This window comes from Micromonospora sp. NPDC005205 (assembly GCF_040608275.1).
In the GTDB taxonomy this organism is placed as follows: domain Bacteria; phylum Actinomycetota; class Actinomycetes; order Mycobacteriales; family Micromonosporaceae; genus Micromonospora.
Genome location: NZ_JBEXHV010000013.1, coordinates 170415 through 194770, shown reverse-complemented (window position 1 = coordinate 194770; position 24356 = coordinate 170415). Strand labels below are relative to the sequence as shown.

Genomic DNA, 24356 nt, shown 5'->3' with positions numbered 1-24356 from the left:
GGTCACGGCCGTGCCGCGCTCACGGTCTCCGCCGGCGCCGAGGGGGCCGCTGTGGTCGCCGCCGGGGCCACCGGCCGGGCGGCGGCGCGACCCCGGGAGAGCAGTTCGAGTACGCCTACCAGCAGCACCCCGAGCAGCAGACCCGCTCCGCCCACCGGCAGGGCGGTGCGCACCAGCTCGGTCATCCGGCTCACCTCGTGCGCCTCGCCGATGCTGGTCACCTGCTTGGGATCGGCGGCCTGGGCCTGCGCCCGCGCCGCCTGCAACCCCTCCCGCGCCTGGGACAGGGCGTTGGTCGCCGCGTCCCGCTGGGCGATCAGGGCCTGGTAGTCGGGGAGCTTCGGCCCCAGCTCGTCGAGCTTCTTCTGGGCGGCGGTGATCGCGGCGGTCGCCGCGTCGACACCTCGACCGTTGCCGACCGCCTGCATGGAGAGCTGCTGCTGGCGCAGGCTGGTCAGCTCGCCCAACGTGGCCTGGTAGATCCGGTCCGGCTGGGAGACCTTGTTCGTCTTCTCCCACTCACCGATCGCCTTGGTCGCCGCGGTGACGTCGGCGTTGGCCGCCTCGACCTCACCGGTGGCGATGCCGACCTGGGAGGAGAAGAGGAAGGCCAGCGCCCGGGTGGTGGTCGCGGTCAGCACCGGCGCGACAGTCGCCCGGTCGCCGGCGGTGTAGGTCACCTCCAACTGGCTGCTCGCGCCGACCTGGGTGATGGCGAGCCCGTCGCGCAACCGCTCCGGCGGCACCCCGGTGTCGGCGGCCACGTCGGCGAGGACGCGGGGCGAGGTGACCGCCGCGCCGAACGCCGCGACGAACTGGTTCGCCGCCTGCGTACCGGTGTACTGCGTCCCGGCCACGCCGCCCACCAGGGCCGGCGCCGCCACGTACGCGGTCCCGCTGAACTGCTGTGGCGCTGACAGGACGATGGCGGCCGCGGCGCCGGTGGCGAGCACCGGCACCCCCACGAGTACCCAGAGGCGCCGCCGGGCGACCCGCAGGTAGTCGACGATCTCCACTTTTTCCCCAATGCTGTCGTTCAGTCAAACCGGGACGGACGTGCCTCGTGGCTGCTCGCCGGTCAGGTTCGGAGCCGGCTGGCGGGCGATCACGCTGGCCGCCGCGGCGAACGCGACGAAGTACCAGAGGGTGACCACGTTGGAAATGACGTTGGAAGCGGCGCTGACCGCCACGAACGCGGCGGCGCAGCCGGTGAACCCGACCGCGACGCCGCGCTCGAAGCTGCCCGGAGGCGCGCGCCGCAGCGCGGTCCGGGCGGTGCGCACAAGGGCGAACAGCATCAGCAGGTACGCCCCGAGACCGAGCAGCCCGGTCTCCACGTACGCCCGCAGGAAGTCGTTGTGCGGCTTCTTCGCCTCGTCGGTCTCCCGCTGGGTCATGTTCGGCCCGATGCCGGTCACCGGGTTCCGGTCGGCGAGTGTGACGATCTCGGTCCAGTAGCCGATCCGCCAGGCCAGGGTGTTTCCGGTCGGGTCTCCGCCGACGGCCCGGGACGTGCCGAGTTGGGCGAAGCGTTCGCCGACGGCGGGCACCAGTGCCACCCCGGCGACCGCCACCACGCAGAGGGTGACCAGCATCCGCTTGCTGCGATGCAGCGCGGCGACCACCACCAGGCCGATCGCCGCACCGAGCAGGGCGCTGCGGGTGTTGGTGAGCAGCAGGAACAGCAGCGAGAGCGCGAGCAGCACCCCGAGGGACGCCCGCAGGCGACGATCGAGGAAGCGGTACACCGCGAACCCGAAGATCACCATGAACATCAGGTAGCGGCCGAACGTGGTCGACTGGCTGAACGTGCCGCTGATGCGGGTGAAGTCGCCCTTCACCTCGGCCGGCGGGTTGCCGAGCAGCGACAGCACGACTGTGTAGCCCAGCGCCAGCACCAGCGAGGCGTAGCAGGCGAGTAGGACCCGACGGATCGCCGCGGTGTCCGGCATGAGCTGTTCCAGCACCACGAACATCACCACCACGGTGAGGATCCGCAGCGCCTCCAGCAGGCTGTTCGCCGGCTGGCTGGCACCGAGGGCGCTGACCAGGCTGCTGGCACCGACGAGCAGCATGGCCCAGCTGAGCGGGGAGCCGCGTAGCCGCCCGTGCCGGCTGAGCTGCGCGGCCAGCCAGAGCCCGGCGGCGAGGAGGAACAGCACGGCGAGCAGGGTGGAGGGGTCCACCGCCCGGGCCGTTCCGCCGGATTCGGCCTGGCCGGCGCTCGGGCCGGTCAGCTTGAACAGGTCGACGCAGGAGCGCACCGCGAGCATCAGCAGCACGTACCCGGCGAACCGGGTCAGCGCGAGGACTGCCAGCGCGATCCCCACGACCGCCGCGAGCGGCAGCACCATCCCCCTGCGGTCACCGGCCGCCATGGAGACACCCGCGACCACCGCCACGACCGCGGCGGCCAGCGCCGCCGCGCCGGTGAGCAGGCGGGTCGGGTCGAGCCGCCTGGTCATGAGCGGAGTGACCTGCTGAGTGTGTTGTTCCACTGATCCCACTGAACTGAATCGACGCTGCTGGGCCGCTGCCGGGCGCGGCCAACCGATGTCCTCCCGGCACAAGATCGGTTCAATCTAGTCCTGTCACCTCGACGGCAGAAGGGGCCATTGCACCGACTGCCCCGTCCCCCGGGGGGCTGATCCGACACTGCCCCGGCTGACACCGTCCGGTCAGTCGACGGTCGCCGCCTGTCGTGCCCTGGCCCGGCGGCCCGGCTCCGGGGCCAGCCGGAGATAGAGCTGCTCCAACTCGCGGGCGGCGGTGTCCCAGCTGTACCTGCTGGTGATCTGCTCGCCCAGCGCCACCGCGCCGGCCCGTTCAGCCGGCAGGTTGGCGAGCAGCGACGTCAACACCCGGACCAGGTCGTCCTCGTCGCCGTCGCGGAACAACCGCCCGCCGGCGGTGTCGGCCTGGAGCACCTCGACGTGCGGCGCGATGTCGCTGGCGACCACTGGCAGCCCATACGCGGCCGCCTCCAGCAACGTCAACGGCAGTCCCTCCAACCGGGAGGGTTGAACGAAGCCGGCGGCTCCGGCGTACAGCTCGGCGAGCAGGTCGTCGTAGGCGAACCCGGTGAAGACGATCCGGTCGTCCGCCCCGGCTTCCCGGCGCAGCCGGTCCACGAAGTCGTCGGTGAACGACGACCCGCCGACGATCGCCAGGCGCATCGGGGTCTCGGTCCGGCGGAAGGCCCGGATCAGCAGGTCGGCCGCCTTCTCCGGCACCAGCCGGCCGACCAGCAGCAGGTAGCCGCCGGGGGTCAGCCCGAACCGGTTCTGGATCTGACGGGTACGCGCCGGTCGGGCCGGGTTCACGCCGTTCGGGATGTAGGTCGTCGGGCGGCCGAACCGGGTGCCGTAGTGGGCGGCGAGCCCCTGGGAGACCGCTACCCGCTGGTGCGGGACGTACCCGCTGAACCAGTGGGCGCTGCCCAGCACGGCCCGCGCGGCGAGCCCCCACTTGCCCCGCTGGTTGTCCAGCCCGTGCACCGTCAACACCACGCGCGCCCGGGACAGGGCACGCGGAAGTGGGGCGACCAGGGCCGGCCCGAGCCCGTGGTAGTGCACGATGTCGGGCCGCGCGGCCATCGCCGCCATGGTCGAGGTCGCCGCGTGCACGATGGCGTCGAGGTGCTTGCTCGCGATCGTGTGGGTCTGGCGCAGCCGTACGCCCCGGTAGCCGTCGGCGGGCGTCTCGCCGTAGCTCCGGCGGCAGTAGACGGTGACCTCGTGGCCGTAGCTGGCGATCCGGCTGGCCATCTCCTCCACGTGCCGTTCGATCCCGCCGTAGGTCGCCGGTATCCCCTTCTGACCGATCATCGCGATCCGCAGCGGACGCCAGGCGACTGCTGTGTCGGCGACGCCCGCTCGGGACCGCCCGGCGGAGACCATCCGTTGCCGGGGTATCGCAGGGCTTCCGGCGTGCTGGTCCACGTCCTCGGCCTGCAGGTCGGGATGGGCCACGTTGACTCCCTGCGTGACTAGGTCCGCGCCCGCCGCCCGGGGCAGGGTCAACACCTTGCCATGGATGGGCCCGTCCGCCACCTGATCAATGAGACAGGAAAATCATCCATGGGATTCGCCGCAAAGGGAATGGCATCGGGGATGACATCGAGGTGACCGGCGCTGGTGCCGCGTCGAACGGCACGCGAACGGCGACGAGCCCCGGTCGATCACGTGCGATCGGCCGGGGCTCGTCGGTGGTACCTGTCAGGCGAGATCGAACCGGTCGAGCTCCATGACCTTGGTCCAGGCGGCCACGAAGTCGGCGACGAACTTGTCGCGGGCGTCCTGGCTGGCGTAGACCTCGGCCAGGGCGCGCAGCTGCGAGTTGGACCCGAAGATGAGGTCGACCGCGCTGGCGGTCCACTTCACCTCATCGGTGGCCAGGTCGCGGATCTCGTACACGTGCTCGTCGGACTTCGACGCGCTCCACCGGGTGCCCGGGGAGAGCAGGTTGGCGAAGAAGTCGTTGGTGAGCACGCCCGGCCGGTCGGTGAGCACACCGTGCTGGCTGCCGCCGACGTTGGCGCCGAGGGAGCGCAGACCGCCGACGAGGACGGTCATCTCGGGCGCGGTCAGGTTGAGCATGTAGGCCCGGTCGATGAGCAGCACCTCCGGCTGGGTCTTCTCGCCGGGACGCAGGTAGTTGCGGAACCCGTCGGCGCGCGGCTCCATGACCCGGAACGACTCAGTGTCGGTCTGCTCCTGGGTCGCGTCGGTGCGGCCCGCCCGGAACGGAACGGTCACCTCGACGCCGGCGTCCCGCGCAGCCTTCTCGACGGCTGCCGAACCGGCCAGCACGATCAGGTCGGCGATGGAGATCTTCGCGCCGCCGGCCTCGTTGAACTCCCGCTGGATGCCCTCGAGGGTGGTCAGGACGGTCGCGAGCTGCTCCGGCTGGTTGACCTCCCAGTTGCGCTGCGGCTCGAGACGGATCCGCGCGCCGTTGGCGCCACCGCGCTTGTCGGTGTGCCGGAAGCTCGCGGCGGACGCCCAGGCGGTGGAGACCAGCTGGTCGATCGTGAGACCGGACTCCAGGACCTTCGCCTTGAGTGCGGCGATGTCGGCGTCCCCCACCAGCTCGTGGTCGACGGCCGGCACCGGGTCCTGCCAGAGCTGCGGCTCGGCCACCCACGGCCCGAGGAAGCGCTCGATCGGGCCCATGTCGCGGTGCAGCAGCTTGTACCACGCCTTGGCGAAGGCCAGCGCGAACTGGTCGGGGTTCTCCAGGAAGCGCCGGGAGATCTTCTCGTACGCCGGGTCGACGCGCAGCGACAGGTCGGTCGTGAGCATCGTCGGCCGGTGCTTCTTCGCCGGGTCGAAGGGGTCCGGAATGATCGCCTCGGCGTCCTTGGCGACCCACTGCTTCGCACCGCCAGGGCTGGTGGTGAGCTCCCACTCGTAGCCGAAGAGGATCTCGAAGAAGCGGTTGCTCCACTGCGTCGGCACGTCGGTCCACGTCACCTCGAGACCACTGGTGATCGTGTCCGCGCCCTTGCCGCTGCCGTGGGTGCTCAGCCAACCCAGGCCCTGCGCCTCCAGCGGCGCGCCCTCGGGCTCCGGACCCACGTGGTTGTCGGCGACGCCGGCACCGTGGGTCTTACCGAAGGTGTGACCACCGGCGATGAGGGCGACGGTCTCCTCGTCGTTCATCGCCATCCGGCCGAAGGTCTCGCGGATGAAGTGCGCCGCCGCAAGCGGGTCCGCGTTGCCGCGGGGGCCCTCCGGGTTGACGTAGATGAGACCCATCTCGGTCGAGCCGACGCCAGCCGCCATCTCCTTCTCGGAGGCGTAGCGCTCGTCTCCCAGCCAGGTGTCCTCGGGGCCCCAGAAGATCTCCTCGGGCTCCCAGACGTCCTCGCGACCGAAACCGAAGCCGAAGGTCTTGAAGCCCATCGACTCCAGGGCGACATTGCCGGCGAGCACGATCAGGTCGGCCCAGGAGATCTTCTGGCCGTACTTCTGCTTGACCGGCCAGAGCAGCCGGCGGGCCTTGTCCAGGTTGGCGTTGTCCGGCCAGCTGTTGAGCGGAGCGAAACGCTGACCACCATCGCCGGCGCCACCGCGACCGTCCTCGATGCGGTACGTGCCGGCGGAGTGCCAGCTCATCCGGATCATCAGGCCGCCGTAGTGGCCGAAGTCGGCCGGCCACCAGTCCTGCGAGGTGGTGAGCACCTCGACGATGTCGCGCTTGAGGGCCTCGACGTCGAGCTTGGCGAACTCCCTGGCGTAGCTGAAGTTCTCGCCCAGCGGGTTGCCCTTGTTCGAGTGGGCGTGCAGCACCGAGAGGTCGAGCTGGTTGGGCCACCAGTCCCGGTTGGTGCGCGGACGACCACCGGTCTTCGGGGTCGGCGAGTCGATCGCCGGGTTCTCACTCTCGCTGCCGTGCGCGGTCACCGAGTCGTGCGCGACCGGGCAGCCGGCCGCTGCCTTCTGGTCCACGCCCTGCGCACTGGTGGGGCCGTTGTCCTGGGTGTCGCTCATGTACTTCCTTCCGAGCTTGCGGATCTCTGGGGCGTGCGTTCGGTCGCGCAGTCGGGACAGGTGCCCCAGTAGACGACCTCCGCCTCGTCGACCACGAAACCGTGGTCCCCTGAGGCGGTGAGACAGGGAGCGTGGCCGACGGCACAGTCGACGTCGGCGATGGCGCCGCAGGAGCGGCACACGACATGGTGGTGATTGTCCGAGATCCGGGACTCGTATCGGGCGGTCGCCCCGGCCGGCTGGATGCGCCGCACCAACCCGGCGTCGGTGAGCACCCGCAGCACGTCGTACACCGCCTGGTGGGAGACCGTGGGGTGGTCCGCGCGGACCAGCGCGATCACCGCGTCGGTGCCGACGTGTGGGTGGTCACGCAGCGCCGCGAGCACCGCCAACCGGGGCCGGGTCACGCGCAACGAGACAGCCCGTAGCTGCGCCTCGAAGTCGGACATCACGGGTACGAACACTAGCTCACTTTTTTGGAACGAATCAAGTTTTGCACTGCCCGAGGTGCCTCAAGGGCGGACGATTCACCCGAGGTTAACCTGCGGGAGGAAGAAATTCGGACAGCCATGTCGAGAAGTGCCGAGCGGCTCCGTCCCCGGAGTGAAGTGACCACTACGGGTCGCAGCCAACACCAAGGAGCACCACGATGGCCAAGTACCTGCTGCTCAAGCACTACCGGGGCGGCCCGGCCGGGGTGAACGACGTGCCCATGGACCAGTGGACCCCGGCGGAGATCTCGGCCCACATGCAGTACATGCGCGACTTCGCGGCCCGACTCGAGGGAACCGGCGAGTTCGTCGACGGTCAGGCACTCGCGCCGGAGGGAGCGTGGGTCCGGTACGACGGCGAGGGCCGCCCGCCGGTCACCGACGGCCCGTTCGCCGAGACCAAGGATCTCATCGCCGGCTGGATGGTGATCGACGTCGACAGCTACGACCGGGCTGTCGAGCTGGCCGGGGAGTTGTCGGCCGCGCCCGGGGCGGGCGGAAAGCCGATCCACGAGTGGCTGGAGCTGCGCCCGTTCCTGAGCGAGCCGCCCACCATCACGGAGTGACGACTCCGATGGACGAGACGCTGCTGCGCAACCTCACGCCGAGCGTCCTCGGGATCCTCGTCCGCCGCGGAATCGACTTCGCGGCGGCCGAGGACGCCGTGCAGGACGCCCTGGTCGAAGCGGTCCGGGTCTGGCCGGTCGACCCGCCGCGTGACCCGTTGGGCTGGCTGACCACCGTGGCGTGGCGACGGTTCCTCGACGCGGCCCGAGCCGACACCGCTCGCCGTCGACGCGAGGATCTCGTCGAGGAGGAGCCGGCGCCGGGGCCCACCCCCACCGCGGACGACACGCTCCAGCTCTACTTCCTGTGCGCCCATCCGTCGCTGACGCCGTCGTCCGCTGTCGCGCTCACGCTGCGCGCTGTCGGCGGGCTGACCACCCGGCAGATCGCCCACGCCTACCTGGTGCCCGAGGCGACCATGGCGCAACGCATCAGCAGGGCCAAGCGCACCGTCTCCGGGCTGCGGTTCGACCGCCCCGGTGACGTCGCCACCGTCCTGCGCGTCCTCTACCTGGTCTTCAACGAGGGCTACTCCGGTGACGTGGACCTCGCCGCCGAGGCCATCCGGCTCACCCGGCAGCTCGCGACCGCGATCGACCACCCCGAGGTGGCGGGGCTGCTCGCCCTCATGCTGTTGCACCACGCCCGGCGCGCCGCCCGGACCGCCCCCGACGGCAGCCTGGTGCCGCTCGCCGAGCAGGACCGCAGCCGTTGGGACACCCGGTCGATCGCCGAGGGCGTCGCGATTCTCCAGGCGGCCCTGGCTCGCGACCACCTGGGTGAGTTCCAGGCCCAGGCCGCCGTCGCGGCGCTGCACGCGGACGCGCGCACCGCCGCGGAGACCGACTGGGTGCAGATCGTGCAGTGGTACGACGAACTGGTGCGCCTGACCGGGAACCCGGTCGTCAGACTCAACCGCGCGGTGGCGGTCGGTGAGGCCGACGGTCCCAGGGCCGGCCTGGCGGCGCTCGCGGCGGTGGACGACGCGCTGCCCCGGTACACGGCGGTGGCGGCGTACCTGAACGAGCGTGACGGCGACCTGGCAACGGCGGCGCGGCTGTACGCCGAGGCTGCCCAGCAGGCCCCCAACCTCGCCGAACGCGACCATCTGACCCGCCAGGCCGCCCGGCTCAACGACCTACGGCGTCGCTGACCCCTCGGGCAACGGGAGCGTCCGCCCGTGTCGTTGGCCAAGGCCGGGGCCCTGGTCCGGAAAGTCTCCGGAACTTTCGGCGGCCCCATCCCGGCCGATGTTCGGCTGTTGGGACGCCGCGACGACCGCCCTGACCTCTGATCCACTACTGACCTGGATGGATGCTGCTCCGGTGCTGGCGGCGGTGTTGCTGCTCTGTTTCCGGAAGTTGTTGACAAGTCGACGGCCGGGTTAATACGGTCGCCATCGACGGCGTTCGATTGTCGTCAGCACCAGCCACCACGCCCCACTTCTCCGATCGTCGTGCAGGACGACCGGCCCCACCACCACCGAGCGGTACGACGCCGTGGCCGTCACCCGGCCACCGGCAGCCTGCCGAGGCGTACCGCGCCGCTGGCCCCCGCCAGCCGTCAGAGGAGGCAACAGTTCCATGACCGACACCAGCCACACCAAACCGAGAGGCCGCGCCCGTATGCGGCTGCTCCTGGGCGCCGCGTGCGCCGCCGTCGTGGCCGTCGCCGGCACGATGACGGCCACCAACGCGTACGCCGAGGCCGACCGGACCCTCACGTCGAACCTCACCGGCACGCACAACGGGTACTACTTCTCGTTCTGGAAGGACAGCGGCAACGCCAGCATGACGCTGCGCGCCGATGGCCGATACACCAGCAGTTGGGACAGGAGCACCAACAACTGGGTCGGCGGCAAGGGTTGGGCCACCGGCAGCCGGCGGACGGTCACCTACTCGGGCAGCTACAACCCGGGCAACAACAACACCTACCTCGCCCTGTACGGATGGACGCGCAACCCGCTGATCGAGTACTACGTGGTGGAGAACTTCGGCAGCTACAACCCGAGCAGCGGCGCACAGCGGATGGGTACTGTCACCACTGACGGCGGCACCTACGACATCCTCCGCAGCCAGCGGGTCAACGCCCCGTCGATCGACGGCAACCAGACGTTCTACCAGTTCTGGAGCGTCCGCCAGCAGAAGCGCTCGAGTGGCACCATCACCACCGCCAACCACTTCGACGCCTGGGCCCGGGCCGGCCTGAACCTCGGCACCAACCACAGCTACCAGGTCATGGCCACCGAGGGCTACCAGAGCCAGGGAAGCTCCGACATCACCGTGCGGGAGGGCAGCGGCGGCAACCCGACCACTCCGCCCACCACCGGCAACCCGGGGACCGGCAACTGCAACGCGACGATCTCCGCCGGCCAGCAGTGGGGTGACCGGTTCAACCTCAATGTCGCCGTCAGCGGCACCAACAACTGGGTGGTCAGCCTCGGCCTCGGTGGCGGCCAGAGCATCCAGAACAGTTGGAACGCCTCCGTCAGCGGCAGCAGCGGCACCGTCACCGCGAGGCCGAACGGCAACGGCAACAACTTCGGCATCACGGTCATGGCCAACGGCAACTGGAACTGGCCGACGATCACCTGCAGCACCGGCTGAGCCGATCGACTCCTGACCCACAGTGCTGGCGTGGCGGCCTCGGCCGTCACGCCAGCACTGTGTCACTAGACCTCCGGCGCCGCGTTCTCGTCCGCTGCCGGCGCCCCCGGGGACGGCTTCTTCGTCGGCTCTGTGGCCGGCTCCTCCTCGCTCTCCTCGGACGCTGTCGCGGTCGGCGCCGCCGTCGTTCCACCCGTCGGGGCTGCCGTCGGCTCCGCTGGTGGGTTCTCGGACGAGGTGGGCTCGGGCGCGCCCCCGGTGCTCTCGCCGGAGGGCGTTGGCTGGCCGACCGGCCCGGCACCCGCCGAAACGCCTGCCGTCGGGGTCGGGGAGCCCGGCGCGCGGACCGGCAGGCCCCCGGAACCGCGGGTAGCCGGCTCCCCGCCACCCACGCCCAGGTCGGGCTCGCGCTGCGAAGGGCCCGTCGGCGACACCGCTGGCGGCGTCGACGGCCCGTCGGTCGGGCCCGTCATCATCCCGATGGGATCGGCGAACACCAGGACGGCGGCTGCGGCGGCCATCGATCCGAGAACCACAGCGAGCACCTTGGGCCCACTGCCGCCCGACCGCTTCGCCGCACCGCCGACGACCGACCGCTGAATCTCGGTGCGTTCGACCGGCGCTCCGACAGCCGTCCGCAGCTGATCGGACGGATCCGCGAGCATCTGGGCCGCCGCGGCCATTGTCGCCGCCGTCGGGAAGCGACGGCTGGGGTCCTTGGCCATCGCGGTGGCGACCAACCGCTGAACCGCCTCCGGAACGTCCTCGGGCAGTGGCGACGGCTCCTCTTCGAGATGGCGCAACACCACCGCTATCGCGTTCTCGCCCTCGTGCGGGGGCCTGCCGGCAAGACAGTGGTAGACGACCGCCCCCAGCGCGTAGATGTCGATCGCCGACGTCGTCTCGCTCCTGGTGACCTGCTCGGGTGCCATGTAGAGGGCGGTGCCGACGACCTGGTTCGTCGCGGTGAGGCTCGCCGCCTCCTGGGTCACCGCGACGCCGAAGTCGACGAGTACGACGTGCCCGTCCGGCTCGATGATCAAGTTGCTGGGCTTGACATCCCGGTGCACGACGCCGGCGTCGTGGGCGGCCTGGAGCGCGCGGGCGGTCTGCGCGGCGACCGACATCGTCTCGGCCACACCCAGCCGGCCCATCTCGGCGATCCGCTCCGACAGGGGCTGCCCCTGCACGTACTCCATGACGATGTACGCGAGCACCGGCGCGTCGGGCTGGGACACCTCACCGTAGTCGTAGACCTGCGCGACACCCGGGTGACGCAGGGCCGCCATCGCCCGGGCCTCGCGACGAAACCGTTCGCCGAAGCCGGGATCGGTGACCAGCCGAGGTCGCAGCATCTTGATCGCGACGCGGCGGTCCAGGGTTTCGTCGACCGCCCGCCAGACGTCGCCCATTCCACCGCTGGCGATGCTCTCGAGCAGGCGGTAACGGTCCCCGACGACTTCCCCCACAATCGGCATGACATCGTCGGTACCCCGGACTGCCAAATCCCAAGCACCGCGACGTCCGCCGAGCCCGGTGTCCCCGTGAAGAGGCCCCGCCGCTTCCGACGGGGCCGCTTCGACCGTTCGGGAGCCTGATCAGCTGTTCAGCCGGGCGATCAGGGCGGTGGCCATGCCCTGCTCACCTCGGGCGTTGGGGTGGAACGGCGCGGCCGAGTTCTGCGGCACCAGACCCTCGACCCACCGGGTGCCGCTGCTCTTGCACGCGTCACGGCCGATCGACGGGGTGTAGACGTCGGCGTAGGTGGCGCCGTTGGCGCTCGCGACGCTGGCCAGCATCGCGTTGAGCGACTTCTCCACGCCACGCAGGTACGGCACGTCCTGGTAGGCGATCGGAACAACCGGCCAGCAGCCGTAACCGCTGTCCGGCAGGATCGCCGGATAGCCCAGCACCACGACCCGCGCGCCCGGTGCGGCCTGCCGGACCGCCCGGAGCACGGCGGTGATCTTCGGGGTGGCGGCGACGATCCTCGCCTGCAACTGGTCGACGCCTCCGGCGGTGTACCGGTTCTTGCACGGAGATCCGAGCGGGCTGCTGACACTCGCCTCCGCGCAGTCGCCAATGATGCCGGCGAAACCGATGTCGTTGCCGCCGATCTGCACCGTCACCAGCGAGGTGTTCGAGGTGACCGCGTTGAGCTGCGGTGGCGTCGTGATGCCCAGTTGGCCGCTACCGCCGTAGAGGATGTCGTCAGTGGTGGCGCCGGAGCAGCTCACGTCGGCGAACGACGACGAACCGGCGGACGCCGCCACCAGCGACGGGTAGTTGCGGTTGGACCGTAGGCAGTTGAGGTCGACCTGGGTGGGGATCAGCGGGCCTGCGGTGTACGAGTCGCCCAGCGCTACGTAGCGGCCGGTGGGCACGGCGGCGCTGGCGGGGGTGGCGACGGTGAGCAGCACGCCGGTGGTGGCGAGGGCGAGTGCGGCCAACCGGGTGGCTGCCCGCAGGAGGGGCAGGCGGGGACGGGTCATGGCGCCTCCCAGGAGGGAATCAGGGGTGGTGGTGCCCGAGATCCTGTCGCCGCCGAGGCCGCGCGTCAATATCGATGAACCTCATTAAACATCTGCCCGAAGTGTGGGATGGAACGATGGTGGTCAATTCAATGGCGCATACCACTGGGCACCGGTGACCTTGATCCGCCGGGACTGCTTGCGGTTCCACTCCACCTGCATGCCGTGCTTGCGCAGCACCGGGAACGCGACCTCGTCCAGCAGTCGTTCCAGGTCGGCCTGGTAGCTGGCCTGCTGCTCGGCCTCCGACAGGCCCGCGTAGGAGGCCTCGTCGAAGTCGGCCGGCGGATAGACGCCGTAGCCGAGATAGACCTCGCCGTCCTCGCTCGCCAGCAGCGACTCGGTGTCCTGCTGGTGGTACCAGAGAAACCCGCGCCAGTGCCGTGAGTCGTCCCGCTCGTCGTCGATCTCGGCGCTCGCGCAGGTGCCACAACAGCTGAAGTTCTCCCGGGCCAACACCCCCAGCGCGTTGAGCTCGACGAAGGCACGGGTGAGGTTGCCGCGCACCTCACCCCACTCGCGCTGCTGCTCCCGCCGAACCCCCAACGCCGTCTCGTGTGCCGCCCTGAGCTCATCGTCAGTCGCGCCGCAGCGCTCGTCGTCGTCGTCGTCGAAGAAATCGACGAACTCGTCCGCGTCGCTCTCACCACGCACCACCCAGGCCCACAGCTCGTCCTCGATGGCGGTGCGGCCCGGCTCGGGGATCCGATCGCTGAGGAACCTGGCGCCGGCAGGGCGATCGTTGTACGTCCACTGAGTCACGCCGAGATCTTCACATGGGCCTGTGACGGCCCCGGTCGGAGAACGGCCGACGTAGCGGCAGGTCCCCGGGAGCGCCCTAGTTTCCGGCCGGCGCCTGGTCCTTCACCTCGTCGTAGCCGACCGGCGTCGGCGCCGGGACCGGCGCGTAGATCACGCGAAGGACACCCGTCGGGAACGCTTCCGTTGCCAGCAGTCGCAGGTGGTACGCCGCGTCACCCTCGTCGAACAGCCTGCGACCCTTGCGCGCGGCCACCGGATGAACCAGCAGACGCAGCTCGTCGACCAGGCCGGCGGCGAGCAGTTGCTGCACGACGGAGATCGACCCGGGGATGAGAACCCCCCGCACCCCGGCGTCGGCCTTGAGCGCGGTGACGGCATCGAGGAGGTCCCCGTCGATCAGCTCGGAGTTGCGCCAGGAGAACTCCAGCGGCTGACGCGAGGCGACGAGCTTGCGCATGTCGCCGAGTTGCTTGGCGAACGGTGCGTCCTCGCCACCGGCGGCCTCACGGTCCGGCCAGGCCCCGGCGAAGCTGTCGTACGTCTCGCGGCCGATGAGCAGCACGTCGGCGGCGTCGTAGTCCTCGGTGACGGCGCGGCCCATGTTCTCGTCGAAGTACGGGAAGTGCCAGTCGGGGTCGATCTCGGCCACACCGTCGGCCGAGATGAACAGCGTGGAGATGACCTTTGCCATCGCGGAGGTCCCTTCGAGTCGGGTGATGTCGGTAGGTCGACCGGCGCATCGTCCCAAACTCGTCAGCCACAGCCCGCCCCGCTGGCGCGTGTCGTGTCCCGCCTTTGTCAGCCCGACGTCACGGGAGCGATCCAGTGCCAGGTTTCCGGAGACCGGGGACGCCGAAGGATCAATCGCGCTCGGCGTGGTGCGGGGCGGGCTCGGTGTGACGCCGAGCCCGCCCCGTTCCAGGTCGGTCGAGCGCGATCGAAGCGGGTCAGCGCTGCAGGGTCAGCAGACCCGGCCGGTACGGCAGGAGGCCGTAGTCGCCGCCGGAGCTGGGGGAACGACCCTGGTAGAGCAGTTGCAGGTTGCAGGGGTTGACGGTCATGGTCTGGTCGGCGTTGGTGCGCAGCAGCTCACCGTGGCTGATGTCGTTGGTCCAGGTGGCGCCGCTGTTGGCCTTGCCGGCGAACGGGTTGCTCTCGCTGGTGGCCTGCGGGGTCCACGACCCGCCCAGGCTGGTCGCGGTGAACGAGCGGAAGTAGCGACCCTGCGAACCGATCGCCTCGACGATCATGAGGTAACGGTTCTGGCCCTGGAGCTTGTAGACCTGGACGGCCTCGAAGAGGTTGTTCGTGGTGTCGCTCATGATGGTGGTGTAGTTCGAGCCGAAGCTGCCCGGGAAGTTGCCGATCGGCATGCTGGCTCGGTAGATCTTGCCGTTGTCACCGGCGAAGAACAGGTACATGTTCTGGTCGTCACCGATGACCGCCTGGTCGATCGGGCCGGTGCCGGAGCCGGTGATGCTTCCGCTGAACAGCGTCTGCGCCGCTGACCAACCGTTCGGGTTGGTCGGGTTGGTCGAGGTCCGGTAGGAGAACGCCGGCCCGCCCCACTGGTAGGCGAGCACCCAGATGTTCTTCGGCGCGAAGTAGAACAGCGATGGCGCCACCGTCGCGTTGTTCATCGCGTTCTGGCTGGCCGAGGCCATCTGCGAGTAGTTCGAGAAGAGGCCGAAGTTCATCGAGCCCCACCGGGTGCCGGTGTCGTGCGTGGTGGCGTAGACCAGTTGCTGGCCGTTGTAGGGGGCGACGGTGAAGTCCTTGAGCGACACCCAGCCCGACCTCGGGGTCGCCAACACCCCGGTGGAGGACCACCGGTACGTCGAGGGCAGGTTGCAGGTGTCCGTCGGCGGCGGCGTGGTCGGCGGCGGGTCGGTCGGCGGATCGGTCGGCGGATCGGTCGGCGGCGTCGTCGTGCCACCGGTGCAGGTGACACCGTTGAGGGCGAAGCTCGTCGGGGCGGGGTTGCTGCCCGTCCAGGACCCGTTGAACCCGAACGACACAGTGCCGTTGGCCGGGATCGCACCGTTGTAACTCACGTTCTTCGCGGTCACCGCCGACCCGCTCTGCGTCAGCGACGTGTTCCAGGCCTGCGTCACCGTCTGCCCGGCACCGTACGACCAGGTCAGCGTCCAGCTGCTCAGCGGGTCGCCCAGGTTCGTGATCGCCACGTTGGCGCCGAAGCCGCCCTGCCACTGCGACGACACGGCGTAGTTCACCGAACAACCCTCAGCCGCGGCACCGGCCGGCGCCGCGACAACTGTCGACGACAGCAGTAGGCCGACGCCGGCCGCAACCAGACCGACATTGGTGGCTCTGGATCTGACCATGTAGCACCCTCCTCGCGGGACGGCGGCCCATGCATTGGTGGTGGTCATTGCGTGGTGACCGGTTGTGAACGTTAACAGGCCGCGTCAGGTATGCTACGGGAGCGCTCCCATACGCTCAACAGCATCTATCTTTCGTTCTCGCCGATGTCGGGATTGCCGATGCTGCCGGCCGGGCGGTGACCTTCTTCAGACGACGGTGAGGGTCACGACACCGAACTGGTTGCTCCGCTGTACGTAGTGCGGCAGATAGAGCTTCCACGTCATGGTCAGCTCGCGCCCGGCCCGCATCGAGGCCGGCACCTCGGCGACCATTTCGAACACGGCAGTCCCGCCAGCGGGGATCTGCGGTAGGGCGCGGCAGTTCAGCCGGTAGAGCTGGGCCGAGTTCACGGCGTCGTTCGTCGCGTCGCCGAGAGAGAACCGTTCCATCAGGTAGGCCGGGCAAGGGTCCAACGCGAGGGGGCCGTCGGTCGGGTTGCCCAGCGTCACCCGGAAGGTGAGCCGCGACCCGGCGACGGCGGTCGTCGGCCCCTGCACGGCTACGGTGAGCTTTTCGAGCGGCGAGGACGGGGGCTTCGACACCGCCACCGGCTCGGTGAACCCGCTCGCGGACAGCGTCCCTCGCGCGCGGGGGTTGACCCCCTCCCCCTGCGGACAGCCCGGACGCTCGTCGGCGGTGACCGGTGCGCGCAGCCTGCCACCGTCGTGCGGCAGCTCGATCGCGAGCTCCAACGCCCCCTTCACCGGCTGGCAGAACGGTCCAGACCAGTCCAGACGCAGGCTGGCGTTACCGCCGGCCGGCACGACGACCACCCGGGTGCGGCCCTCCTCGTCGATGCCGTGGGTGTAGAGCATCGGGATCTCGCGACCGCCGGCGCGCATGGTCGTGGGCACCTCGCCCTGCAGGGTGCACTCGACCGTCGACGAGTTCCGCACGTCCACTTCGCCGATGAGCTTGCCGATGGCGGCGTCGAAGCCCCGAGGCGTCTCACCGCCGTTGCTGGGCCGCGTCCAGGTGGTGAGCCGACCGGTCAGCTGCTCCGCCCGGCACGGTTCGCTGCCGGTGGCCGGCGTTCTCGGCGCGGCTGGGCGACCGTTGAAGTCCTCGTCGGTGATCTTCAGGTCGGCCCAGGGCACGCTGCCGTCGGCGAGCAACTCGGTGGGCACCGGCAGCGCGACCGTCGGGTCCGAGCGACCCGGCTGGGTGTTCGGGTCGGCACACGCCACCACCACGGTGAGGACGATCAGCAGTGGCACCAGTAGTCGACGCATCCCGCCACCCTCACACGAACGAACCGCACGGGCCTGAGTAGCCGTGCTCAGCGCCGATCAGTCTCCGATGGGCCCCGGGCCCTCGGCGATCGCGACGGGAGTGCCGAGCTCGACGGTACGGGAGACCGTGCACAACCGATCGTGCGACTGCTGCAACGACCGGGGCAGCGCCGCACGGGCCGCGTCGCCCTCCGCGCCCTCCGGGAACGTCACCGTGAAATCGACCCGAAGGTTGCGCATCCGGTTTCCGCCGGCCTCGTCCCGGATCTTGTCACCGGTCACGGCGACGGCGAACTCGGTCGGCTCGGCACGACGACTGGTGATGTGGTCCACGTCCACCGCGGCGCAACCGCCGATGGCGGCCAGCAGCAACTCCACCGGCGTGAAACTGCCGTCCTCGCCCGTGCCCAGCGACACCGACCCACCACGGGAGTTCCGCACGACGTAGTTGCCCAGGCTGGTGCGCTCGATCGCCACCGAACGGAAGGTGTCCTCAGTCATGACAGAAAACTACAGGCCTCGGCGATCACGAGTACGTGAGATGCAACGTCATCCCGGCATCGGCGTGCGCCAGGTTGTGGCAGTGGTTGGCCCACATCCCCGGGTTGTCGGCCCGGAACGCCACTTCCCACACCTCGCCCGGACGGACGTCGAACGAGTCCAGCCACAGCGGGCTTCCGGTCGCCGGTCGACCATCGCGGGCCAGCACCAGGACGTGGTGGCCGTGCAGGTGCCACGGGTGCACGATCTGCGACCGGTTGACGATCGTGAACCGTACGACGTCACCCAGGCGTACGACCTGCGGTGGGATGTCCGGATCGGCCGCGCCGTTGACGGTGTGGGCGTACCGCGGTAGCAGTCTGCGCAGGTCGAGGCCGCGATCGAGGACGAGGGTGAACGTCTTGTCGAACCGGGACCACTGCGCCGGGGCGGTCGCGCCGTAGCCGAGCGGATCCAGCACCGGCCAGGCGCCGGTCGCCGTCGACACCGGTCCGGTCGAGTAGACGGTCCGTCCGTCGACGACCAGTGCCACCGGGGTCGCCGGCGCGTCGAAGACCAGGTCGTAGCGGCCCCCGGCCGGGATCAGCACGGCGGTGTCCACCAGCGGCGTCGGGCCGCGCAGGTCGACGCCGTCGACCGCGGCCACCCGGAACGCGGTCCCGGCCAGGGCGTACCGGTGCGTCGTGCTGTCGGTGTTGATCAGCCGCAACCGCACCGGCACGCCGGCCTCGACCTTCTCCACTCTCGGCGCGGGCAACGGACGGCCCGCCAGGGTGTGCACCGGCACTGTGACGTCGAGGCCGGTCACCGGGCCCGGTCGCACCACCAGCACCCCGTAGAGACCCATCCGCACGCCGACATCGGAGGCCGAGTGCGTGTGGTACCAGTACGTTCCGGCCTGGTCGGCGCGGAACCGGTAGACGAACTCCTGCCCGGGCCTCACCGCCGCCTGGGTCACACCGGGTACCCCGTCCTGATCGTTCGGCACGTCGTACCCGTGCCAGTGCACTGTGACGCCGCGCTCGATGTTCCGGTTGCGCAGCGTCACCTCCAGGACGTCGCCGACGGTGGCTGTCAACTCCGGTCCGGGGACCTGCCCGTTGAAGGCCCACGCCGCGACGTTCCGCCCGGCCGCGTCCACGGTGGCGGTTGCGGCGGTCAGTGTGAACCGCCGGGTGGGTTCGTCGGCGATGCGGGCCGTCGGAGAAACATGCTCATGCGGTACGGCGGGCGCGGTGCCCGGGGTGACCGTCAGCCCGGTTCCGGTCAGCAGGGCCGCGACCGCCACCACGAGGGCCGCCCGGGACACCGTCCGGGACGGGCGCGCACCGAGCGCACGCGCCGAGATCACCGTGGCCGCCACGACCCCGGCGACCGCCAGCAGCCCCGCCCCGGCCGACGCCGGATAGCCGTGCAGGACCGTCACGAGCAGGGCGCTGCTCGTGGCGTACCCGGCGAAGAGGAGCGGGACCGCGACGGCCCGGATGTCGCCCGGGGCCCGCAGCAACCGCGGACCGGCGACGCCCACCGCCGCGAGCGACAGCGGGCCCGCGATGAGGACCTTCTCCGCCGCGAACCACCAGCCGGCCCGGGCGAGGGCGGTGACCGTGAGCGCGCGGGCGAGCGTGGCGAGCAGCGCGACGGCCGCCAGTCCCAGTGCGAGCGGGCGACGACGGGCGGCGGACGCGGCGCCAGCCCCCAGCCAGGCCGCGACCGCGAGGACCGCGATCACGAGGTCGGCCACGAGCAGCGACCCGGTGGTCACGCCGGCTCTCCTTCCCGGGCGACCAGCCGAGCCGCGCCGGCGGGGACCGGGACGGCGAGCTGTCGCGCCGCCCGATGGACGCCGACCACGACGTGCACCGCGATGATCCCGTTGAGCGCGTGCAACCCACCGATGGTCAGGCCGAGCGGGGTGCTGACACCCGACGCGTCGGTGGACGCCTCCGCCAACATGGCGATGAGTGGCTGGAGGGCGACGAGGCCGATCGGGAGGACCGCCAGTCCGATGATCTTTCCGGGTGCCTTCGCCAGCGCGGCGAACAGGGCGGTGAGCAGCGTGAGAATCGGGATCACCGCCATGCCGTTGACGCTGTGCAGCGCGTACGCGTCGTCGCTGGCGGGTCTGGTGAACCCACCCACGGCGGCGAGGACGAACTGCACGGCGAACGCGACGAGCAGCAGTGCGCTGATGATGACGAGTGCCTTGCGCATTGGTTGCCTCCTAGAGGTGCGCCGAGGCGAGGGCCTGGGCGACGTGATCGGTGGCAGTGATCGCCCCGTAGGCGACCAACCGCACGAGGTCGGCGTCGGCGGGGTGGGAGAGCCGCCAGAGAGCGACGTCACCCGGGCTGATCGCGCCGGGCGCGAACGCCGCCAGCAACGCGATACGCGTCCCGATGCGGTCCGCGCCCGGCACGTCCCGGACCAGGTCGACGGCCCAGTCCGCTGGCCGCGCCGGGAACTGCCCGTCCTCCCAGCGCACCGTGGCCGTGACGGTCTGGCGCGCCACAGCGCCCAGCAGGTCCCCACCCCGGGTGGCGGCGTTCCGCAGCGACGCGTAGGCGACACCCACCGGGCTGTCCCCCGCCCAGGCAGGAGGTGATGCCGTCGGGTCGACGTCGAGCAGCGAAAGGCTTCGGCCGGGCTCCTTCGACTCCCGGGCCGCCCTGGCGTAGAGCCGGCCCCCGACCGAGCGCACCAGCGGGGAGCGTTGCAGGCCGCCGGGGAGCAGATCGGGATCGAGCAACGCGGAGACGACCCGGTTGATGAAGTGGAAGGCGAGCAGGGTGCCGGTGATCTCCGGGCCGTGGGTGCTGGTCCAGTCGGCGGATCTGGGGCTGCGGCTCGCCTGCGCCCAGCCGACGAGCGCGGCGTACCTCGGCTCGGCGGGCGTCTCGCCTCGGGCGACGGTCTCCGCCAGCTTCGGTGCGCCCAGCGCGTGCAGCAGCAGCACGTGGGCGTCGACGCAGAACTGACAGCGGTTGGCCCGGGAGACCGAAGCCGCGACGAGTTCGCGGTCGACCCGGGGCGCGTCCCCGGCGAGCAGCGCCTCCCGCATCAGCGCCCAGGTCGCGGCCAGCACCTCCGGCACGGCCGAGAGCGCCTGAAAGGTCGGCAACGGCCCGAGAAAGTCGTCGCGCATCTGTTGGTAGACGGCTGCGGTGCGGCCGGTGGCCGCCCTCGTCGGTGTGGGGGCGAAGAAGCGGTATGTCATGGGCTCGATGCTTGTTCCGGCGGGCCGGGAAAGCGTCGTGCCGTCGCAGACACTTGCCGCGCCGCTCATACCGCGTCCGTGGTACGCCGCAGCTACCACGCGCGCGGGATGCTCCACCGACGACTGCCGTTCTACAGTGCGACCATGCGCCGCGACCTCCCGTACGCCCTCGGCGGTCTCGCCCTCGGCGTCCTCCTGCTCGGCAACGCCGTGCTCACCCCGGACGCCGCGCCGGTCGAGGTGCTCGACGTCGCCCTGGTCCTCGCCACCGTGGTGGCCCTGGCGGCGTGCCGGCGATACCCGGTGGTGGCGCTGGGCGTGGTCACCGTCGCCATGCTGGCCGTTCACGTCCGGGTGCATCCCGGGGTGTCCGCCGCGTTCCCCGCCCTCTGCGCGGTCTACGTCAGCGCCTGGCAGGGCCACCGGTCGGCCGCCGCCGTGGCCAGCCTCGTCTTCCTCGGTAGCTTCCTGGCCAGCGACATCTCGATGGCGCCGGCCGGCCGACCAGGCCAACTGGTCGCCGAACGGACGGCCCTGCTGCTCGGCTGGTTCGTGGCGGCCAACGTCGCCGGCCTCGTCGCGCGGCAGCGCCGGGCGTACCTGGAGCAGGTCGAGCAGCGGGCCGTCGAGGCCGAACGCACCCGCGAGGAGATGGCGTTGCGCCGCGCCGGGGAGGAGCGCCTGCGCATCGCCCGCGACCTGCACGACTCCCTGACCCACAGCATCTCCGTGATCAAGGTGCAGGCGGGGATCGCCGTGCACCTGGCCCGCAAACACGGCGAGGAGCCGTCGGCCACGCTGCTGGCGATCCAGGAGGCCAGCGGTGCCGCGATGCGGGAACTCCGCACGACCCTCGACGTCCTCCGCGCACCGACCGACGGCGATCGGGTCGGGCTGGCCCGGGTGGACGAGCTGGCCGAGCGGACCCGGGCGGTCGGCGTACCGGTGCAGGTGACCGTCACCGGCCAGCGCGGAGACCTGCCCGACGAGGTCGACCAGGCCGGGTACCGGGTCATCCAGGAGGCGCTCACCAACGTGGCCCGCCACGCCGGGCCCGCGACCGCGCACATCCAGGTGGAGTACGCCCCGGCGGGGCTGACCGTCGCGGTCAGCGACGACGGCCGGGCGTCGCCGACGGAGCCGCTGACCCCGGGCGTGGGCCTGCGCGGCATGCGGGAGCGGGTCAGCGCCCTGGGCGGCACACTACGGACCGCCGCGCACGACGACCACGGGTTCTCCGTACGGGCCACCTTCCCGCTGGACGGCCCACGATGACCGCCCGCCTTCCTCAGGAGCCGGGATGATCCGGGTGCTGCTCGCCGACGACCAGGCGCTGATGCGGGCCGGCTTCCGGGCACTGCTCGACGCCGAGGACCACCTCGAGGTCGTCGGCGAGGCGACCGACGGCACCTCGGCCGTCCACCTGTCCCGGAGTCTGCGCCCGGACGTCGTCCTGATGGACGTGCAGATGCCGGGCCTCGACGGCATCGAGGCCACCCGGCGCATCGCCGCCGATCCCGACCTGGCCGCGATCCGCGTTCTCATCCTCACCAACTACGGGCTCGACTCCTATGTGTTCGCCGCGCTCCGCGCGGGTGCCAGCGGTTTCCTCCTCAAGGACGCCGACCCCGCCGACCTGCTGCACGCCGTCACCGTCGTGGCACGCGGTGACGCGCTGCTCGCACCGACGGTCACCCGCACACTGATCAGTGAGTTCGTGGCCGGACCACCGCCGGCCGTGCCGACCGCCGGACGCGACGTGCTGACCGCCCGGGAGCAGGAGATCGTCGAACTGGTCGCCCGTGGGCTGACCAACGACGAGATCGCCGCGCGCATGGTGATCAGTCCGCTGACCGCCAAGACACACGTCAACCGGGCAATGACGAAGCTGCACTGCCGCGACCGGGCCCAGTTGGTCGTGTGGGCGTACGAGTCGGGGCTGATCACGCCGCGTCGGCGGTGATCGCCGTCTCCGAGAGCCGAGTCGATCAACCCCCCTTGGGAACATGAGGGAGGGTCGACGCACTAGCATTGCCGCCGTCCGCGACGGCTCTGCTGAATCGAGGCGACATGCGTTGGCTCCGTCGATTGCTGGGCGGTAGGCGAGTCCAGCTCGACCCGGGACGCCAGCAGGCGCTGCTGCACGACGTCCAGTCCCGGTACGGCCCCCACGCGCGGGTCCGGTTCAACGAGCAGGTCGACGCGCTCACCGGCTCGCTCGACAGCGACGACGGCCTGGTGGTGGCGACCCGGATCGTGAGTCAGGTCGCCGACGAGGCCCACGTGGACCTTCAGGCCCAGGCGCAGGAGATCCACCGGCGGACGGGCCGACGGCTGCTGGTGCACCGCCGTAACTACCGGCCGCTGTGGAAGGAGGCGGGCCCGGCCCTGCGCTGGCCGCTGTTCGCGTTGCCGTGTGGCTTCCACCCGTACGCGCAGGTGGCCGCCGCCGTCACCGTGGTCGGCAAGCGGGCGCCCCGGCTCGACCGGGTGACCGACCCGAACCCGGTGGTGACCCGCGTGTTCGAGGTGCTCGACCTGACCACCTCCGGCTGGGAGTACGGCCGGGTGCGGGTGGACACCGACGCCGCCACCCTGGCCGATCGGCTGATCGTCAGCGCCGGGCAGGTCCTCGCGGCCATGGACGACCCGCCGCGACTGCCACCCGCGGTCCGGGAGCTGATGCGTCGCAACAACACCGTCGCCGTGCACGATCCGGCCGGTCCTCGGGCGGTCGGCGGGATCAACCTGGGCGCGCGGATGCGGGAGGAGTTCCTGGTCTGAGCGCCCTCAGGCGCTACTGCTCGAAGCCCCGACGGGCGAGATGCACGACGACGTCGGCGGAAAGCTCCACCGTCTCGGGCAGGATCCGCTCGATCTGGCTGAAGACCTGCTCCTGCTTCGAGGTCGGCAGCTCGAGGTACGCCGAGATCGTCGACAGATGCCCGACGTAGTCACGCGCACTCATCGTCAGCCGACGCGCGATCACGGTCTGCTGCACATCGGTGAACCAGACGGACCGTTGGAGCTCGGTGCCCGGCCACTGCATGGCCTGTTCCGGGGGCGTGCCGTCGGGCGAGGGGATCTCGTCGCTCTCCAGGAAGGGTGCCCGGGCGGCGCGGACAGCGTCCGCCACCGCCGGGTCGACCAGCTGGGTGGGTCCACCGAACGAGGCGAACACGCCGCCGGGTTCCAGCAACGCGGCCATCCGCGGCCACCGCCCCTGCGGTGTCGTCCAGTGCAGGGCTGCCGCCGCGTAGACCAGGTGGTACGTCTCGCCGGGCCGCAGGTCCTCGAACGCGGCCCGCACGGTGTGGACGCCTGCTGGCACGTGCTTGCGCAGCTCGGCGAGCATGGCCCGGTCCGGCTCGGTCGCGGTGACAGTGACGCCCGCTGCGGCGAACAGCCGGGTCGCCTTGCCCGTGCCGGCGCCGATCTCCAGCGCCGTTCGAACGGGCCGGCCCGCGTACGTCAGCACCAGGTCGACAAGCTCGCCGGGGTACCCCGGTCGGTACCGTTCGTATCGTCTGGCCACCATTCCGAAGCTCAGTGCGCGAGCAGGCATGCCGC

The 24356-nt window shown here is 70.8% G+C and carries 22 protein-coding genes; 6 read left to right on the top strand and 16 right to left on the bottom strand.

The genetic code is table 11. The annotated features are described in order from the left end of the window. Positions 1 to 2: 2 nt before the first annotated feature. From ABZU43_RS23365 to ABZU43_RS23345, 5 genes are all read right to left on the bottom strand, one after another. Positions 3 to 1016, bottom strand: coding sequence for a Wzz/FepE/Etk N-terminal domain-containing protein (locus tag ABZU43_RS23365; RefSeq protein WP_355008598.1), 1014 nt, complete (start codon positions 1014 to 1016; stop codon positions 3 to 5). A 24-nt stretch (positions 1017 to 1040) separates the two neighbouring features. After that, positions 1041 to 2498 (bottom strand): O-antigen ligase family protein, encoded by a 1458-nt coding sequence (locus tag ABZU43_RS23360; RefSeq protein WP_355008597.1) that lies wholly within the window; start codon positions 2496 to 2498, stop codon positions 1041 to 1043. Positions 2499 to 2678: 180 nt separating this feature from the next. Next, positions 2679 to 4052 (bottom strand): glycosyltransferase family 4 protein, encoded by a 1374-nt coding sequence (locus ABZU43_RS23355; protein ID WP_355008596.1) that lies wholly within the window; start codon positions 4050 to 4052, stop codon positions 2679 to 2681. A gap of 165 nt (positions 4053 to 4217) precedes the next feature. Beyond that, complete coding sequence (gene katG, locus ABZU43_RS23350; RefSeq protein WP_355008595.1) at positions 4218 to 6494, bottom strand: catalase/peroxidase HPI; 2277 nt, start codon at positions 6492 to 6494, stop codon at positions 4218 to 4220. Further along, positions 6491 to 6946 carry a Fur family transcriptional regulator gene (locus ABZU43_RS23345; protein WP_354969622.1) on the bottom strand — a complete coding sequence of 152 codons (456 nt, stop codon included), beginning with the start codon at positions 6944 to 6946 and terminating at the stop codon, positions 6491 to 6493. The genes katG and ABZU43_RS23345 overlap by 4 nt, the downstream gene beginning before the upstream one ends. 197 nt (positions 6947 to 7143) lie before the next feature. Between ABZU43_RS23345 and ABZU43_RS23340 the strand changes: the two genes are divergently transcribed. The 3 genes from ABZU43_RS23340 to ABZU43_RS23330 all read left to right on the top strand — a co-directional run bounded on the left by ABZU43_RS23340 (position 7144) and on the right by ABZU43_RS23330 (position 10158). After that, the gene (locus ABZU43_RS23340; protein ID WP_355008594.1) at positions 7144 to 7551 is read left to right on the top strand and encodes a YciI family protein; all 408 of its coding nucleotides are present in this window, start codon (positions 7144 to 7146) and stop codon (positions 7549 to 7551) included. Positions 7552 to 7559: 8 nt separating this feature from the next. Further along, positions 7560 to 8705, top strand: coding sequence for a DUF6596 domain-containing protein (locus ABZU43_RS23335; protein WP_355008641.1), 1146 nt, complete (start codon positions 7560 to 7562; stop codon positions 8703 to 8705). Positions 8706 to 9135: 430 nt separating this feature from the next. Continuing rightward, positions 9136 to 10158, top strand: a complete 1023-nt coding sequence (locus tag ABZU43_RS23330) for a glycoside hydrolase family 11 protein (RefSeq protein ID WP_355008593.1) — start codon at positions 9136 to 9138, stop codon at positions 10156 to 10158. Between the two features lie 65 nt (positions 10159 to 10223). Here the strand turns inward: ABZU43_RS23330 and ABZU43_RS23325 are convergent, their stop codons facing one another. The 10 genes from ABZU43_RS23325 to ABZU43_RS23280 all read right to left on the bottom strand — a co-directional run bounded on the left by ABZU43_RS23325 (position 10224) and on the right by ABZU43_RS23280 (position 20786). Next, entirely contained in the window at positions 10224 to 11636 is a 1413-nt protein-coding gene (locus ABZU43_RS23325; RefSeq protein WP_355008592.1) for a serine/threonine-protein kinase, read from the bottom strand. A gap of 120 nt (positions 11637 to 11756) precedes the next feature. Continuing rightward, the gene (locus tag ABZU43_RS23320) at positions 11757 to 12650 is read right to left on the bottom strand and encodes an SGNH/GDSL hydrolase family protein (RefSeq protein WP_355008591.1); all 894 of its coding nucleotides are present in this window, start codon (positions 12648 to 12650) and stop codon (positions 11757 to 11759) included. Positions 12651 to 12773: 123 nt separating this feature from the next. Beyond that, positions 12774 to 13451 (bottom strand): hypothetical protein, encoded by a 678-nt coding sequence (locus ABZU43_RS23315; RefSeq protein WP_355008590.1) that lies wholly within the window; start codon positions 13449 to 13451, stop codon positions 12774 to 12776. A 76-nt stretch (positions 13452 to 13527) separates the two neighbouring features. Beyond that, positions 13528 to 14142 carry a dihydrofolate reductase family protein gene (locus ABZU43_RS23310; protein ID WP_355008589.1) on the bottom strand — a complete coding sequence of 205 codons (615 nt, stop codon included), beginning with the start codon at positions 14140 to 14142 and terminating at the stop codon, positions 13528 to 13530. Between the two features lie 256 nt (positions 14143 to 14398). Continuing rightward, positions 14399 to 15796, bottom strand: coding sequence for a non-reducing end alpha-L-arabinofuranosidase family hydrolase (locus ABZU43_RS23305; RefSeq protein WP_355008588.1), 1398 nt, complete (start codon positions 15794 to 15796; stop codon positions 14399 to 14401). A 186-nt stretch (positions 15797 to 15982) separates the two neighbouring features. Then, positions 15983 to 17068, bottom strand: coding sequence for a hypothetical protein (locus tag ABZU43_RS23300; RefSeq protein ID WP_355008587.1), 1086 nt, complete (start codon positions 17066 to 17068; stop codon positions 15983 to 15985). Between the two features lie 57 nt (positions 17069 to 17125). Then, on the bottom strand, positions 17126 to 17569 hold the full coding sequence (locus ABZU43_RS23295) for an OsmC family protein (protein ID WP_355008586.1): 444 nt from the start codon (positions 17567 to 17569) through the stop codon (positions 17126 to 17128). 25 nt (positions 17570 to 17594) lie between these two features. Further along, a complete protein-coding gene (locus ABZU43_RS23290) occupies positions 17595 to 19334 on the bottom strand; it encodes a multicopper oxidase family protein (RefSeq protein WP_355008585.1) in 1740 nt (579 codons plus the stop codon). Beyond that, on the bottom strand, positions 19331 to 19783 hold the full coding sequence (locus tag ABZU43_RS23285) for a DUF6220 domain-containing protein (RefSeq protein WP_355008584.1): 453 nt from the start codon (positions 19781 to 19783) through the stop codon (positions 19331 to 19333). The genes ABZU43_RS23290 and ABZU43_RS23285 overlap by 4 nt, the downstream gene beginning before the upstream one ends. A gap of 10 nt (positions 19784 to 19793) precedes the next feature. Continuing rightward, on the bottom strand, positions 19794 to 20786 hold the full coding sequence (locus tag ABZU43_RS23280) for a carboxymuconolactone decarboxylase family protein (protein WP_355008583.1): 993 nt from the start codon (positions 20784 to 20786) through the stop codon (positions 19794 to 19796). A 144-nt stretch (positions 20787 to 20930) separates the two neighbouring features. On the opposite strand from ABZU43_RS23280, the gene ABZU43_RS23275 reads away from it, so the two are divergent. The 3 genes from ABZU43_RS23275 to ABZU43_RS23265 all read left to right on the top strand — a co-directional run bounded on the left by ABZU43_RS23275 (position 20931) and on the right by ABZU43_RS23265 (position 23570). Continuing rightward, positions 20931 to 22061, top strand: a complete 1131-nt coding sequence (locus tag ABZU43_RS23275) for a sensor histidine kinase (RefSeq protein WP_355008582.1) — start codon at positions 20931 to 20933, stop codon at positions 22059 to 22061. Between the two features lie 25 nt (positions 22062 to 22086). Further along, complete coding sequence (locus ABZU43_RS23270; protein ID WP_355008581.1) at positions 22087 to 22749, top strand: response regulator transcription factor; 663 nt, start codon at positions 22087 to 22089, stop codon at positions 22747 to 22749. Between the two features lie 107 nt (positions 22750 to 22856). Further along, positions 22857 to 23570 (top strand): hypothetical protein, encoded by a 714-nt coding sequence (locus tag ABZU43_RS23265; protein WP_355008580.1) that lies wholly within the window; start codon positions 22857 to 22859, stop codon positions 23568 to 23570. 13 nt (positions 23571 to 23583) lie between these two features. On the opposite strand, the gene ABZU43_RS23260 is transcribed toward ABZU43_RS23265, so the two are convergent. Then, complete coding sequence (locus ABZU43_RS23260; RefSeq protein ID WP_355008579.1) at positions 23584 to 24351, bottom strand: class I SAM-dependent methyltransferase; 768 nt, start codon at positions 24349 to 24351, stop codon at positions 23584 to 23586. Between the last annotated feature and the right edge of the window lie 5 nt (positions 24352 to 24356).